Origin of the sequence: Bradyrhizobium sp. STM 3843 (assembly GCF_000239815.1) — a bacterium.
Lineage (GTDB): Bacteria > Pseudomonadota > Alphaproteobacteria > Rhizobiales > Xanthobacteraceae > Bradyrhizobium.
In genome coordinates this window covers 1-14,552 of the sequence record NZ_CAFK01000127.1, presented here as the reverse complement: position 1 = coordinate 14,552, position 14,552 = coordinate 1, and the positions used below count along the sequence as shown (strand labels likewise).

The 14,552-nt window shown below is 58.5% G+C and carries 19 protein-coding genes and 1 pseudogene; 10 read left to right on the top strand and 10 right to left on the bottom strand.

Annotated features, from left to right (window positions below):
- The 8 genes from BRAS3843_RS15905 to BRAS3843_RS38895 all read left to right on the top strand — a co-directional run.
- A partial coding sequence (locus BRAS3843_RS15905) for a type II toxin-antitoxin system RelE/ParE family toxin (protein WP_244425346.1) occupies positions 1–385 on the top strand: 385 nt, incomplete at its 5' end.
- Positions 385–693, top strand: coding sequence for a HigA family addiction module antitoxin (locus tag BRAS3843_RS15900; protein ID WP_008969973.1), 309 nt, complete (start codon positions 385–387; stop codon positions 691–693). The genes BRAS3843_RS15905 and BRAS3843_RS15900, both read left to right, overlap by 1 nt.
- Before the next feature lie 3 nt (positions 694–696).
- A complete protein-coding gene (locus BRAS3843_RS15895) occupies positions 697–975 on the top strand; it encodes a helix-turn-helix transcriptional regulator (RefSeq protein ID WP_008969972.1) in 279 nt (92 codons plus the stop codon).
- Positions 976–1,301: 326 nt separating this feature from the next.
- Positions 1,302–1,793 (top strand): type II toxin-antitoxin system RelE/ParE family toxin, encoded by a 492-nt coding sequence (locus BRAS3843_RS15890; protein ID WP_244425345.1) that lies wholly within the window; start codon positions 1,302–1,304, stop codon positions 1,791–1,793.
- A gap of 42 nt (positions 1,794–1,835) precedes the next feature.
- Entirely contained in the window at positions 1,836–2,156 is a 321-nt protein-coding gene (locus BRAS3843_RS39650; protein WP_008969970.1) for a type II toxin-antitoxin system MqsA family antitoxin, read from the top strand.
- A gap of 782 nt (positions 2,157–2,938) precedes the next feature.
- Positions 2,939–3,241: a hypothetical protein gene (locus tag BRAS3843_RS15875; RefSeq protein WP_008969967.1), complete on the top strand. Its 303-nt coding sequence runs from the start codon at positions 2,939–2,941 to the stop codon at positions 3,239–3,241.
- Between the two features lie 40 nt (positions 3,242–3,281).
- Entirely contained in the window at positions 3,282–3,581 is a 300-nt protein-coding gene (locus BRAS3843_RS15870; RefSeq protein WP_008969966.1) for a hypothetical protein, read from the top strand.
- Positions 3,582–3,853: 272 nt separating this feature from the next.
- Positions 3,854–5,233, top strand: a complete 1,380-nt coding sequence (locus tag BRAS3843_RS38895; RefSeq protein WP_008969965.1) for an OmpA family protein — start codon at positions 3,854–3,856, stop codon at positions 5,231–5,233.
- Positions 5,234–5,367: 134 nt separating this feature from the next.
- On the opposite strand, the gene BRAS3843_RS15860 is transcribed toward BRAS3843_RS38895, so the two are convergent.
- Both BRAS3843_RS15860 and BRAS3843_RS15855 read right to left on the bottom strand, forming a co-directional pair.
- Positions 5,368–5,850, bottom strand: a complete 483-nt coding sequence (locus tag BRAS3843_RS15860; RefSeq protein WP_008969964.1) for a hypothetical protein — start codon at positions 5,848–5,850, stop codon at positions 5,368–5,370.
- 485 nt (positions 5,851–6,335) lie between these two features.
- Positions 6,336–7,205 (bottom strand): hypothetical protein, encoded by an 870-nt coding sequence (locus tag BRAS3843_RS15855; protein WP_139024876.1) that lies wholly within the window; start codon positions 7,203–7,205, stop codon positions 6,336–6,338.
- Positions 7,206–7,657: 452 nt separating this feature from the next.
- Between BRAS3843_RS15855 and BRAS3843_RS15850 the strand changes: the two are divergent.
- Positions 7,658–7,949: pseudogene (locus tag BRAS3843_RS15850) on the top strand (hypothetical protein); the annotation flags it as partial.
- Between the two features lie 190 nt (positions 7,950–8,139).
- Here the strand turns inward: BRAS3843_RS15850 and BRAS3843_RS15845 are convergent.
- The 3 genes from BRAS3843_RS15845 to BRAS3843_RS15835 form a co-directional block, all read right to left on the bottom strand.
- Complete coding sequence (locus tag BRAS3843_RS15845; protein ID WP_139024875.1) at positions 8,140–8,745, bottom strand: hypothetical protein; 606 nt, start codon at positions 8,743–8,745, stop codon at positions 8,140–8,142.
- Between the two features lie 49 nt (positions 8,746–8,794).
- Positions 8,795–9,412 (bottom strand): papain-like cysteine protease family protein, encoded by a 618-nt coding sequence (locus tag BRAS3843_RS39640; RefSeq protein WP_175361127.1) that lies wholly within the window; start codon positions 9,410–9,412, stop codon positions 8,795–8,797.
- A gap of 107 nt (positions 9,413–9,519) precedes the next feature.
- Positions 9,520–10,686 (bottom strand): hypothetical protein, encoded by a 1,167-nt coding sequence (locus tag BRAS3843_RS15835; protein ID WP_139024874.1) that lies wholly within the window; start codon positions 10,684–10,686, stop codon positions 9,520–9,522.
- 370 nt (positions 10,687–11,056) lie between these two features.
- Between BRAS3843_RS15835 and BRAS3843_RS15830 the strand changes: the two genes are divergently transcribed.
- A complete protein-coding gene (locus tag BRAS3843_RS15830) occupies positions 11,057–11,266 on the top strand; it encodes a hypothetical protein (RefSeq protein ID WP_008969956.1) in 210 nt (69 codons plus the stop codon).
- A gap of 57 nt (positions 11,267–11,323) precedes the next feature.
- Here the strand turns inward: BRAS3843_RS15830 and BRAS3843_RS15825 are convergent, their stop codons facing one another.
- The 5 genes from BRAS3843_RS15825 to BRAS3843_RS15805 all read right to left on the bottom strand — a co-directional run bounded on the left by BRAS3843_RS15825 (position 11,324) and on the right by BRAS3843_RS15805 (position 14,513).
- The gene (locus BRAS3843_RS15825) at positions 11,324–11,635 is read right to left on the bottom strand and encodes a hypothetical protein (RefSeq protein ID WP_139024873.1); all 312 of its coding nucleotides are present in this window, start codon (positions 11,633–11,635) and stop codon (positions 11,324–11,326) included.
- Positions 11,636–11,715: 80 nt separating this feature from the next.
- Positions 11,716–12,507, bottom strand: a complete 792-nt coding sequence (locus BRAS3843_RS15820) for a hypothetical protein (protein ID WP_008969954.1) — start codon at positions 12,505–12,507, stop codon at positions 11,716–11,718.
- Positions 12,504–13,175, bottom strand: a complete 672-nt coding sequence (locus BRAS3843_RS15815) for a lipase family protein (RefSeq protein ID WP_008969953.1) — start codon at positions 13,173–13,175, stop codon at positions 12,504–12,506. Before BRAS3843_RS15815 ends, BRAS3843_RS15820 begins: the two co-directional genes overlap by 4 nt.
- Positions 13,172–14,029: a peptidoglycan-binding protein gene (locus tag BRAS3843_RS15810; RefSeq protein WP_008969952.1), complete on the bottom strand. Its 858-nt coding sequence runs from the start codon at positions 14,027–14,029 to the stop codon at positions 13,172–13,174. The genes BRAS3843_RS15815 and BRAS3843_RS15810 overlap by 4 nt, the downstream gene beginning before the upstream one ends.
- Before the next feature lie 64 nt (positions 14,030–14,093).
- Positions 14,094–14,513, bottom strand: a complete 420-nt coding sequence (locus BRAS3843_RS15805; protein WP_008969951.1) for a hypothetical protein — start codon at positions 14,511–14,513, stop codon at positions 14,094–14,096.
- Positions 14,514–14,552 lie beyond the last annotated feature (39 nt).

Sequence of the window (14,552 nt, the reverse complement as noted above, 5' to 3'; positions counted from 1 at the left end):
GGCAGGAAGCGCAAGAGCGGCATTTCGGATTGAAGGGCTGAAATGTCCCACGAATACATGTAAGGTATCGCTTGACATGTGTCAGGCAATGCCTTACATCGACGGCATGATCAGGTCGTTCCGAAGCAAAGCCCTCCGCAACTTCGCCGCAAAGGGCGACGCTTCGAAACTTCCGGTGCAAAACTCGGATCGCGTCGCGCGCATTCTCGCGCTGCTCGACGCGGCAACCACGCCAGAACAATTGAACATTCCCGGCTTCAAATTCCACACCCTGAAGGGCAAGGATAAGGGCCGGTTTTCAGTGTGGGTGACCGGCAACTATCGCGTCACCTTCGGATGGTTAGGCGAAGACGCGATCGATCTCGATTTGGAGGATTATCACTGATGATCAACCCGCTTCTGAAAGGTATCGCCCCGGCGCATCCCGGCGCAATCTTGCGCGAGGACGTGCTTCCCGCTCTTGACAAACCGAAGACCGAGATCGCGGCGCTGCTCGGCGTGTCCCGGCAAACGCTTTATGACATCCTTGCCGAAAAGCAGCCGGTGACGCCTGCTATGGCGCTCAGGATCGGCAAGCTTCTCGGCAACGGCCCCGAGGTGTGGCTGAACATGCAGCGCAAGTACGATCTGCATGCCGCAGAACGTGAACTGGCCAACGAGATAGCCAAGATCCCGACACTGTCGGCGGCCTGACCGATGACTGATGCGCGCGACGTCGACGAGATCAAGCGCCGCCTCGCGACGGGTGAGGAGGAGTTGATCCCTGCTGAAATTGCGGACCGGATCATCGACGGCGAGAACAAGATTCGCGTGTGGCGCGAGTATCGCGGCATGACCGGCAAGGAATTGGCCGAGAAAACCGGCCTCGCCGCGCGGTACATTTCGCAACTGGAAACTGGCAGTCGCGAAGGAGCAATCGACACGTTCAAGAAGATCGCGGCCGCGCTCCGCGTCGATATCGACGATATCGCCTAGATCTGCGGCGCGAAGCGCAGAAAGCCCGAAAGGTAGAATCCGAGCGGTTCATGAAGTGCCCGGCTTGCGGCGGCGGATTTGATATGCGCCCTCTCCGCCTAGTCGCTATCACCGACGCTGATCAACATCACTTCGGCCCAAATAGCTTGGTTAGGTACCCTGCACGCGAGCTGAAATTGCCGCTGCCGTTGATAATCGAGACTGCCGTAAGACAACGCGCGCCTCGCGCGATCAAAATCCCGCTCTGAATTTCGCCGAATTTCTTTAGTTATTTCAACATCTTAGTTGCCGCCCCCGAACGGAGGAGTTCTCAAAGAGAGGCGACAGTGAATCCTGCCGGGAACAAAGTGCGCCAATGGCGCATTATTTTGTTGACTTTAGTGCTCCAATGGCGTAGTTTGCAAATCAAGGGGCGTCATCAATTTGGAGAAAAAGCAATGTTCAATGCGGGTTCCTACTACATTACAATCGCCGAAATGACTGATTTTATTGATGATTCAAAAAATATTTTCACTGACGAAGAGTATGACGATTTGGTTCTTTTTCTGGCTGCACATCCGGATGCTGGTGAGTTGATCCCTGGCACCGGGGGTGTTCGTAAGCTTCGCTGGCGAGCGAAAGGTCAAGGCAAGCGAGGCGGCGCTCGGGTCATCTACTATTTCAGGGATTTGAATGTCCCGGTGTACCTCCTGGCCGTCTACGCAAAGGGCGAAAAGTTGAACATCACGGAACGGGAGAAAAAAGAGATGAGCAAGATGGTCGATATGCTGGTCAACGCGGCGCTCGCTAAGCGCATCAGGGTTGTCAAAAGAGCCTAGAGGAGAGATCAGGTTCTATCGAACTACGAAGAGGATTTTATTATGTCTGGCCGCAAAATCATCAAAGGCCTTGAACAGGCTGTAGCTCACGCGAGAGGTGAAACTCAGGTCCGTGAGCGCACTATCCATATTGAGGATAGTGTTGATGTCAGAAACATCCGGAAAAAGCTCTCGCTGACTCAACAAGAGTTTTCGTTGCAGTTCGGATTTAGCTTGGCGGCTGTTCGTCATTGGGAACAAGGCAGCCGCATTCCAGAGATGTCCGCTCGGGTACTTCTTACCTTGATTGACAAGGATCCCGATTACGTTCGTCGAGCTCTAGGTCTAACGGATGAAGATCAACAGAAGGTCGCTTGCGGATAAATCTAACCTAAAATGAAGAGCCGTCGGGTGATCAGACCCGACGGCTCTGAAACCGCCCCATGGCCGAGAGCCGGCGTGGGACAGGCCTGTCAAGGCGATCTGATAATGAATAAGATCGTTGCCTGCGGTCAACCCGGCTCTCATTGAAGGAGAGCCATATGGCTAAAATTTATAAACCAGGTGAAGAGGCCCCCCGCTCGGGGCAGTACGAGCAGGTAGGGCCTCGTGGCGGCCGCACGGGCGAGGAGCGCACGGTTACCCGTGGAGAACCTCTACCCCCGACGCCTACCGGCGGCATGGGCTATGTCTTGGTGGATCCCACCAAGCACCGCACCGGCCGCTAGGAGGCTCTCATGGCGACTTGGGAAGTAGCACTTGTGCGCGAGCAAGGAATTGAGTTCGGTGTGGTCGCTGTTCAAGACCACGTAATAAACAACCCGAGCGAGCGCGAGAACCTCGTAAGTGCATGGATGGTTGAGCTCGGCCGCCCGGTCGTGCTTATGGGTGGGCGTCAGCACCACACCTACGGCCGACGTGACATTGTGAATTGGCTTAGCGGCATTAATCCGTCGCGGCTCCCTTGGCGGCGGATAACCCTCAACTAAGGTCTCAGTTCACCGAATCGAGCCCGCGTTCTTAAACGCGGGCTTTTTTTGTTGAACTGCCATCCGTCTGCAGAGGACTCGCTATCTGCTGTAGTCCTGTTGGAGCTGTATTCCTTGCTGCGCGTCCTTCCGGGGAGCCCAAGGTTCACCGCTTGCGAGCACCTGAACGCGGAGACCATGAAATTCGTCTCCCCTCGCCCCTTTGCTGATCCGGAAGCGGCCGCCCGCAAGCTGGCCGAGATCGCCGTCGGCATCAAGCCGGTCCAGGACGGCCGCATCTTCATCGAGAAGATCAACTGGCCCATGCTAACCGACTTCAATGCGACGCCGGCGGAATACAAGGCCGGGCTTGATCTGGCGATCGCGCGCGGCTGGCTCTGGCTGCACGAAAGCGGGACCTATGTCAGGCTGACGGAAACCGCCGGAGCAATCTCTGCCGATGCGCTTGTGTCATCGTCCGGTTCCGATCCCCAGAAATAGCGGCTTCCCATCCGCGCTCTGGTCGGGAATCAATAGGCGCATGGGCACGAAATCGCGCGAGAGGCTGTACGGCACCGAGATCCGGATGGCAGCCGAGCGGGCTGCGCAGGCGCGGAAGGAAGCCGACCGCCTGGCCTGCGATACCAACCAGACCGTTGCGCTCGACATCGTCCGCCGACCGAAGACAACGCCTGTCCATGAGCTGGAGCGCTACATGCGCTGCAAAGATTGCTCGCAGCTGCGAGGCTACCCTTACAAGCGCAGCGCGCTCGTCTGTCTTCGCAGCACAAAGATCTCGGCATCCGATCCGCCCTCGATCTGGTGGCCGGGCGAGCGCTAGAGCTCCCGGTCCATGGCCGGGTGGGCGTGGTTCTTGACCTTGATTCAGTCCTTGGAGCGGCCGGCACGATAGAGCGATCAGAGCGCTTTGATAATACTGTCGGTCGCATGGACTGGTCGATCGCGCATTCGCCGGAACGCCGAAATCGCATCGCGGCCGCAGCCGCGAAGGCGTGCAGCTTACAGATCCGCGCCGGGTCCATTGAACGCCGTCGCGCTTCGCCGCGACCAAGAGGTGCATCCTGCGGTCGAAACGTCTGTTGGGAGGAGCCCGTGGCAACGTCCTACAACCCTGTCCCACTCGTCGGCGCGGCCTTCAGCTCAAATTCCAGGACCGGGGGCAGCGTTCCGGCCGCGTTCGACACCTTCCTCTACCAGCCGACTGGCGGTTTCAAACACGTCAAGCTCACGATCAAGCTCAAGATCAGCCTGAAACAGGCGAAGGGATTTCTGCCGGTCCAGCTGGACGCCGACAAGAAGCCGTTCCTCACGACGCCGTGGACCGACGCCCAGTGGTCTGCGTTCGTCAACAGCGCGTCGACGCAGGCCAACCTATGGAATAACAGGTTCTGGCTCGTTCCGCCGCCCTCCTTTTCGGGGCTCGACGAAGTCTATCAAAAGGATCCGTTCTTCAACAAGTTTCCGAACAAGATCTTTCGGCCGAACCTGCTGTGTACACTGGAGGTCGACTTCTCGCCCGCAAGCGGTGCCCACAGGACCATCGAGGTCACCAACCTCAACGCCGCCTTCATCACTGCAACCGGCAGGGCGCCCGGTCCCGGAGTATTTCGCTCCCACGCGTTTCTTTACGACTCGTTCGACGCGATCCCATGGGCGTTCCCTCTCGGCCACGCCCCCGGCATGCCGGCAAGCCATCCCGTCATTGCTCACGAGATCGGCCATGCCATCGGGCTCGACCACATCGGTGTGCTGACGAAGGCGCCGATCTGCCAGGTCGCCGCGAATCTCAACGCGGCAAATGTCGACCGCTATCTGCCCGCGGGAAGCCCGCTCGCGGGCGGCACGAACGCGCTGGTCTGCTATGGCTCAACGAACGCGGCACTCGCGGGCAACATCATGGGCGCCGGACAGGCATTCTCGATCGAGAACGCGAGGCCTTGGATGTGGGCCCTGTATACGCTGCTGGACAAGCTGCTCGACAAGCCCGAGCCGATCACTGAAAAGGTTAAGTGGCGGGTGGTCATGACAGATCCAGGGCCCGGCCGCTGGATCGATAACGGCTTCGACATCATCACGCCCGATCCCGGTCCCGTGCGAGTCACCGCCAATGATGACTCGCTGATCAGGATCAGCGGCGACGTGTTGTTCGATACCGACAAAGCGAACATCAAGCCGGAGGCCAACGCGGCGCTGGAGAAGGCCGCAGCGGACATCAAGGCGAGAACCGGTCCGCGCCTGAGATATGTCCTCATCAACGGGCACACCGACGCGACAGGCTCGGCAGACTACAACCAGCGCCTGTCGGAAGCACGCGCCAAGGCGGCCGCCGATTGGTTCGTCACGCGCAAATATCTCGAACGCTCCAAGATCCGGACGCAGGGTTTCGGCAAGACGCAGCCCCTTTCGCCGAACACGGATGAGGCGGGCCGAGCTAAGAACCGGCGGGTCGAGCTTCACATCGTGAACAGCTGACGCGCTGCCCTGCCCGATGGCAGGCTGACGATGCCCAAGGCGCCAAGTCCCCCCGACACTCGGACGAAACATCCCGCGCAGCGCCGCCCTGGCGATCAGATGACGTCGCGCGCGGAAGACGGGGGGAAGTTTCCCTATAGGTGGTACATCAGGCTGTGCAACACCGACTCGTACATCTCTCGAATTTCCGTGAGTTGCGCGGCTGCAAATGCTCGTGGATCAAACGAATCGGCAAGAGCACGGGCTGGATGGATTCGATTGCGAAACTGCCTGATCTTGTCGACAACATCCTTCGCAACATGTTTTGGAGGATCCACATCATTATCCCCTCCGACGAACGACGGGATATCGATGGGAGCGCTCAAGACATCGATTTCATTGGCGGCCCCGATCAGTTCCGACATGTTGACCGTGGCCGGTATCTTGAGCTCCCCTCCATTGTCTTCGCCGAACTCATTCAGCAAATAGGCGAGAATGGCGGTCTCGAGCGCGAACGCGAGCGCGACCGCAGCCATGTAATACTGGCCGAGCTCTTCCAATTCGTTTGCCTTTGCCTGATAAAAGCCGACCAGGTCGTTCGCGGCGTCACCGTGGTGACTGCCGGTCAGTTTGGCCATTATTGCCTCCAATGCCTTAATCGGAGGAGACGGAAACAGTCTTCCGCTAACAGTACGCCGTGCAGCCTCATCAGCGTGTGGTCGCAGGGCATGGCCAAGCCTCATGAAGCGCAATCGCCGCTAAGCTGCGGTAGTCTTCATTTAAAGTTTCGGGATGTATTTCCATGTAGCGCACGGCGATCCGCGTCGCTTGATTTCGTGTAGCGTTGTTCGGGTAGCAGAACCGTACCTGATCTGGCAAACTTCGCCCCCAAAATAGCAGTGTTGAGATGGAGCCGCTGCATACACCTTCCCACACGCTAGGACTATGGTCGCTACCGAGAGAGCGCCGGCAATGAGGCAGCATAAAGTTGCCGCTGTCGAGGTCTTCCTCAGATCTAGCGGTTGTTGGCCAGAGCGCCGACAATGAGAGCAAAATCAATGCTATGTCCCTCAATATTTTCATAAGGGATCGGTCCCCCTGATCAAACTGCAAATGGCAAGCATCAGTCGTCGCCGTCGATCACCTGATGAACGTGAGTGATCCGATAACCCTTAGCTTCGCCCTCGACTATCTGCACGTCTGCGTCAACGATGTATGTCGTGTTCTTCAGCGGATTTGGCTGACCTTGAACCATCTGTTCCTTCAAGTCGGCATCCTTCACGAAGTACACTGGCAGCGGCTTATCGGAGACGGCCGGAATGATCGCCTTGTCAGCCGTTCTACCCGAGCTCTTGCCGGCGCCCCGGCTCGCCTGCTGAAAGAACAGCATTGCCTCACTTACTTTTCGGACCGCCGGTTCTTCCTCGGCCTTCGGCGCAGGCAAGGCGGGCCTGGCGAGCTCGGCATCGATCGTGAGAGCGGCGCGGTTGAGCTCGTTTTCATCGAACCTGTATTCCAAGAGAGTGTGCTTGTCGCCGTCGCGACGTTCATAGCGCGCGTAGGCTATTTTCAAGCCGGCTCCTCGACGGCCAGTCAGCGGCCGCACAAACTCACGGATATCTCTGGCATCATCTTGCGATGGGATCTCACTTGGCGCCGGCGTCTCGATTCCCGAAAACGCCCGAATGACTCGCGCGACCCGCTCGGTGAACTGGCTGATCACCATCGCCTGCTGCATAAACGGCACGGCCTGCCCCAGCATCACCACGTACGGAACTATCTCCGCCACCACGCTCCCGTTTTCGAGCTTAGAAATGAACAGACGTGGCGTGTCGTGCTCGTCCTTGGCGGGGCCATGGTGGCGGGCATAAAAGCGGGCCAACGCCGCGAAGCTGGCACCCAGTCCCTCTAAATCGATCGGGCCGCCAGGATCTAACCGAATGATCATCCGGTCTTCACTGTCCTCGATCGCGGTAGGAGTCGGTACAACCATGACGCGATATTACACGGCACCCGCCAAAGGGGAACCCGTATCCAGGTAAACTTATGACCGACGGGGGCCATCGCCCAAAAACATCGGTTGCTGCCTTGCCGCGAAGAGGTGATATTGAGGATCACAACCTGTACGCGATGGGAGCGAAAATTGTCCCTTTGGATGCTCACATACGATCAACGAGCAACGCATCACGATTACTCTCGCCTCTACCAGCTATTAAATTCGTGGAACGCTGCTCATTTGCAGAATTCTGTCTGGCTCGCTGATCTCAACGGCACTGCGGCTAACATTCGAGATGCGATGAACACTCATATGCATCAGGACGATACCGTAGCTGTGATTCAGCTGCCGCCTTCTGGGGCAAGTTGGGCCACAAACAACTGCAGACCAGAGGGTGTCAATTGGCTGAAGTCTCGCTTCCCATGACCGGAACCGAGGCCTTGGGGCAGACCTCGGTGCGCAAGACCAAGGAAGGCGAGGTCTCGATCGACGTCTACGGCTTGCTGACCACCGAGCCGAACGAGATCGTCGTACCGATCCATCGAAAGGCCATGCCGGTGATCCTGACGACTGTAGAGGAATACGACGTCTGGATCCGCGCACCACGGGACGGAGGCGTTACATCGGCCTCTGCCGGACGATACCCTCGAGATCGTGGCGCGCGGCGAAGGAGTTGACGGAGGTCGCAAGAAAGAGAACGTGTCGGTCGGAGATCGCCATGTCCCTTGTTACCAAAGCTAACGCCCCGGTGGTTTTACGAACGCCGCCTTGGTTCCGATCAAGGATGGCCGATCACCACTAGTGGCCGCCTGCGTTTCAGCGCGCTGTCGAGTCGGGCATCCGATGTTTTGGGCTCGAGCACGCCAGTTGAGGCACTTTCGGCTCGGCCACACGTCGTGCGCGAGCGAACGGAAACAATAATAAAAATCGATTAGTTCGGCGTGTTCGGATCAATCCGTTTCGCGAATGGCTGCAAGCGCCTCAATACCGTCGATGCGGCCTCCAGTTTCCCGGGCTCAAGGCCAAATTCCGGACGGGACGTCAGCGACGCAAAGAAGAGACCGTCACTTCCGTCGAAGGCCATGAATGTGGTTCGCAAAGCAGGCACACGTACCTGCGCGAACTCTTGGGCGCCGCCGGGTGCCTGGGAGGTCAGGTTCTCTTTCAGATCGCTACGCGCGCGTGCCTCGTTTGCCGTCCCGAACGCCGCGGCGACCCACTCACCTTTCACCTGCGCAATGGTGACGGACGACTTAGTCTTTCCATCGACGGTGATAGGATAAACAAATTGGCCCGTGGGACGCAGCAGCTTTATGGGATCACCGCCGTCCCAATCGCGAAGTGAATCCAGCCCGATCATGTAGTCGACGACAGCGCCTCCGACCGAGGCCTGCGATGCTTGACCCGGAGCATCGAGGCCAAGTGTCTTGAACTGTGTCGGCGTATTAGAGATCGAGCGGAATGTATCGAGAGATTTGGCCGCGGCGGATGTAGCCGCGGCGGGCGCTGCTGTTTGCAGTCTACCGTCCTGTGACATGGCTGGCGCCGCGATGCTGAGAGCAAGGACGGCCGGTATAGCGACCCTGCTAGCGGATGTCATAGAAATCATCCCAATGTTTATGATCGCCCGGGAGCTCGTCGTAGACGTCGTAGAGAATTGTCTTCGTCGCCCCGATATTCGGCTCCCAGGGATCGTTGATATGGACGTAATTTTTACCGTCGGGAGTTGTGGTGTAGCCGGTTGCGACCATCATATGGCCGCCGCTCCCGACCCAGCGCCAACTAAAGGCAAAGGGCGTGAAGCTGCAAGGTCCGCCTCCGGTCTTGGCAGCAAGCTGGCGGCGTAGCTGATCCCAAGGCAACGGGGTGCCGTTGGTGCGCTTGAATTGAAATCCGTATTTGTCGAATTCCGGCCAACCGCCTATGACGCATTCATCGGGAGTCGGCGACTTGCAGCAGTCGTTGCGGTGCAGGCGATTGTTCGCCTGAATGCATTGCTCGACGGGCTTTCCTAAATATTCCATTATCATCTGTCCGCTCGCCGCCCAGCACCACATATCTGTCTTTTGTGGGTGCAATGTGACCTGAAGTTCCGTCGTAACAGGCGGTTCGCAGGATGTCGTTGTGGCCGGCACCGCTTGGGCAAACGCCCTGCCGGGAACCGACACAGCGAAGCAAACGGCCAACAATACACGGACTCGCATCCTCCTGCCCTCCTGGAAAAACTCCGCTATCGAAGACTGTGGAATTATCAACTCTCGTATTCGGTCTAACGTTTCCAATGGTCGAACATTTGCGATTTCATTGATCTTCATTGAAAAAATGGGCGCAGGTTTGGGCGCACTCGTGGCGTCGTTGTCGTTGTTACAGTCTTCTCTTGGCCTTCCGATTCGGCTGCTCCTCCAGGTGCCTCGGACTTTCGCGTTGTCGTTGTCGTCGTTACTACGGTCTGCTTCTCGGGCTCGCGGCCATATTTGGGCGCAAATTCATCGGCGTAGGAGATACAATAGACGACGGGATCAGTGAGACGTAACTGTTTGAATGCGGTCTCCCTTGTGCGGGCATCTTGGACACAAAGGTTATAGCGCGCCCGCCAGGCCGCAGGCCGTTCGAATGGCGCGTTCAGGTCTCCATCGACACGCGTAACACCCGCGATTCCTCCTTTCGGTGCATCCGGCTGCGGAAAGGCAAGGCTAATGGTCAATTTGTGTACGTCTAGGCGCGAAGCGCCGAGGTCGGCCGTCGCTGACACAGGCCGGAACTGGTTCGGTACGGGATCGAGTTTGACAGACGCATTGGCGTCGCCACTGACGCTTGTCGTAAAAGTCAGCGTATCGACGAAATTGTCCTTGGCTCCCCCTTGCAGGTCAATATCGATGAATGTCTCGACAACTCGACCAACCCCGATTGATCCGTACAGCGGATCAAATCCAATCGGTCCAGTTAGAGGATAGAGAATATTCGCTGGCCGTTGCCACGGCCACTTGTCGCACAGCGACGATTTGGTAATCAATTCGTCCCAGCTGTCCTCGGTGCCGAATACGCGCGAACCTATGCGAGTCAGATCGAGCGCCGCCGTGCCCCCAACATCAAGCGTATTCGCCAACCAGGGAAGCCTAAATCCCGCGCCAGCGCTGGCCTTGTTGTTCTCTGTGATGTTGAAGTCAAACGAATAAACCACCGCAACTTTCGTCAACCTCAGGAGCTGTGTTTCGTTGTCGGTCAAACTTTTTGGAGCTTTTTTTGCCTTATTCTTTGTCGCTTCGATCTGGGATCTGATCTCCGCGGCGGTGGATTGGTCAGTGATGATTCCACGCCGTATCATATGTTCAAGAATCGCAGATCTCACCTCGCAACGACCGTAGCGAACGATCTGCTCTGTGCGGAATGCGCTCACGTCATCAGGAATGGGATAAAAAGAACAGCCCCCGAGCCCGGCAGCGAAAATACAACCGACCCAATTGACCCTACGCATCATTGCCCGCCCCAAAAATAAAATAGTCAACCGTCGCGCACGTGCGCTTCTTCTGAAAAGAAATTTGCGACCGACGTTCTTCGCCTAGCCCCCCGGCCAGCGCATGAACTGGTGCACGGAAATACATCCGTAGCGTGTCTAAGCAATTTTGAGGCGTCAAGCAAAAAACTGCACTTACCACAAAACCGGATCGCTATCGGCTATATGCGTTCATTACGATCACCGGAAGGCGCTTTCTCCAGACGAACGGCGGCGGTATTTGGCTATTGCGCATGGAAGTCCGGGATCTCTCCCGATTCTACAACAAGGTCGTTGAAGGCGAGGCGCCGGAGAAGCCGGAAGGATTCGTAACGACCGCAAGGTGGGACTGGCAATGGCGACCCGCCGCATAGAATCGCCGCCGGAGGGCGCCCGGACCTTTGTTCAGGCCATGCACGCCTACTTCGCGGAAGCCGACCCGATCAAGGCGGATGAGATTGCTGTCCTGCAGCTGCGATCTCTGCAACACCACTACAAGGCAACACTGCGGCTTGGCGACATCAAGAGGATCTTCGCTGAGATGCGAGGGCACCTCAGTTGCTGAAGGCGGCGGGCCCGGATTTCCTGAGCCCACTGCTATTTCGTTGGAAGGACTGCGTTATCAGGGCCCGCCGAGCTTCATCTTCAAGATGGCGCCGATGAACCAACCCACCGCCCATTTGACGGCAGCCTCGACCATCCAGCCGACCACAACCATGACGCCAGTGCCAACGACAGCCAGAGCGGCGACCTGCTTTCTTGAGAGCACGCTGCCGCCTGGGCTCATCAGCTCGACCCGCTTCGCGAGCTTTTCATGAGCCTTGTTCTGGGCCGCGATCGCTTCGGTGTTGGCTTTGAGGAGGGCCTTATTCTCCTCGTGCCGGCGGTCATCGTCTTTGCAGCGCTGTTGAAAGAGCTTGGTCAGATCCTCCAAGCCCTGCGCATTTCGGCCGAGCTCATAGGAGAGCTCATGCAGTCGGTCTTGTTCAGCCCCCGTCATTTAGTCGCCCCGCCTTAGACGCCAGGTAGCGTCAGCGCGGGTAACGTAATCGGTGCCGCAGCCGGGAAAATTCCGGTCAGAGCGCCCGCCCCGACCGTCACGCCGATCATGGCGAGCGTTTGCGTGAGGATATTGGCCTCATCTTGCAACAGCGCGGAGCAGCCGACCTTGAGATAACCCGGCAGGCCTGCCTTGATCTGGGCGATCAGGTCGCGCTTGCGCTGGAACATGACAATCACATTGTAGGGCGCCGACGCCTTAATAGCCTGGATCTGCGGCAGTGACTGCAGGAACTTGATCTGAGCCGGATAACAGGCATGTGCGATAGGATCGCGGAAGCTGGCCGGATCGCTTGGATTAGTGAGCGTCGCCGCGTCGTCGTCGGCTTCCTGGATCGCGGCAATGACCCCCGAGACGAAGGTCGCGCTTTTGGCCGAAATATCATCCAGGATCTTCTGGAGCGGATCGACCTTTGCGGCGGCCGGCTTCGGCTTAGGCAGGATCTGCGCATGAGCCGTGCCGGCGAACAGGAACGCCGTCGTGATCACGACCGCGATGATGACGATCGGCTTTGCCGCCGTTGCCGGCAGATTGGCCCACGGCCCCGGCTTGCTCGAGGAGAAGCCGCTTCCGCCGGTCAGGACGCAATTGTTGATGAACGCAAAGATCGCGCACCATTTGAGCACAATGGGGATCAACCACGCCGGAATAGCGCCTTCGAAGAAGCTGGGCCCGATTGCCGCGATCCCCATCAGGATCGACGTCCAGACGCCAAAATAGGTCACATATTTCGGATCGATACTCACGCTACTTTCTCCTGGGGTTGGACCGCTAGCGCGGCCTGGTAGAGCTCAACGTGGTGATAGGCGAACACGCCCATCGTTGAGAAAAGGTCCCCGCTCGGCTCAGCGCACACCGGAATGATCGGCGTCGGGTGCACGTATTGCATCGGAGGAAAGCTGAACGGCACGTCGGTTACTAAATCGTGGTGCGTGTCGTCGCCGTTGCGATAACTTCGGCCGGGGATGCGTGTTATCAACTGCGCAAAATCGAGTAGCCCGGGTTTCGGTTCACCGAAAACAACGCGTGCCACCGGTGGAACGTGGTCGACCGTCATCAACGCTGTTAGTACGGCCGCGCGAGCGGCGCCGAGCGAGTGACCGGTGACGATCGCGGGCTGCTCGAGCAGCCGCTTGAGATCGGACCACATGTGCTCCATACCGGCATAGAAGCCGGAATGAACGTGCCCAATGCGCGACGGTGCCGGGAACGCGTGGATGTCCCGTAGCCAATCCTGCAGGGTCCTCGATCCGCGGAGCACGACGACATCCAATCCATTGAGCCGCTTGATTGCCCAGCAGATGCCGTCATCGGTTCCGGCATCGAAATATTCGAACGCGTCCGGCGCGGACGGTTGATAGATTTGAGCGCAGAGCGCGACAATGGCCGCGTCGCTCGGCATGGCGGTGGTCATTGGATGCCCGCCTCCGACAAGGCCACGCCGATCGCGACCGCCGTCTTCGGCCCTGGAAGGCCGTCAACAACCAGGTGATGGGCTCGCTGGAAGATGCGGACAGCTGCGCGCGTGCCGCGGCCGCAGTTGCCGTCGACCGCGAGCGGCATTCCAGCGACACGGAGCTTATTCAGCGACGTCTGCACCCATTGGATATTGGTATCGCCGATGACGGGATGAGCCACCGGCACGATCGGCGTTGTATCGTCGACCTTCGCGATCGGATCTCCGAATTTCAGCGATGGGTCGAGCTCGAACAGCTTCTCGACAATCGCGATCGTGCCGAGTTGCGGGTCCATCGTCGTTGATGAGAACGCGTGATCGCGGATGAACTTGCCCGGCTTCTGCACCGTGGTCCCGCCGAACACATACGACGAAGGGATATGATGCAGCCGATTTCCCCAGCCGTTCCAGGCCTCGCTTTCATAGGCGAAGCGCGGCAGCGACCAGCCGCCGGGCGCCTTGGCGACCTGGTCGAGCCCATCCAGGTGCAAGGCGTCAAGCGCACCGGCAACGAAGCCGTCTTCCGTGTCCGGAAACGGGCCGCGGCCGATCGGCACGATCGTTGTGCGCCTGGTGAGCCGCTGGCCGTTACCGAGATAGCAATGCAGGTTGCCGCTCATCTCGCGCTCGGCGAGCGCCATCAGCGCAGCAACGGGGACTCCGGTCCCTTCGAAAATGAGCTGATAGACCGGCTTGTCGTGCAAGAGCCGATCGCAGCTGATCTCGAGCAGGTGTTCGCATTCCGGCCGGATACGGGCATGCGCGATCTGCGCGACATATTCGGGCTCGAGCGCTTGAAACGCGTATTGCACTGGCTGTTCTCCAAATGAAAAAGCCGCCCGGTGGGGCGGCTTGGCTCTCGTCATGCTTAGTCGGTTACGGTTGGGATGATGGCCCCGGGGGTGTTCCGGACAGGATCGCGTTCATTCGATCTTGCGTCAGGAGCGCAAGCGTCACGCACGTGGCGAGTCCGCTTGTGACTTCGGGATCGTCAAGGTGGACGATCCCCGCAGCACTTTCGTCATCCATGAACGCGCGGATCTCCGGGTTCGTCTCGCCGGCTTGCGTGATGGCCACGCGCTCTGCGCTGGTAAAGAGCTGGCGAAACTGGAGCGAGCTCACCACCGTGACGGCCGGCGGAGGTGGATCGGGAAGCATCTGCATCGTGATCCCGACTGCGGCGATATCCGCGGCGGAAGCCGATAGCAGCCAGCCCGCCGGATACTTCTGATCGCCGATCTGGAATTGGTCGGTCTCCGATACGGTGCTGCCGTCAGGGAGAGTGTAAACGTTCATGATCGCCTTCCTTATGGTCCAACAGTCACAACGATGACG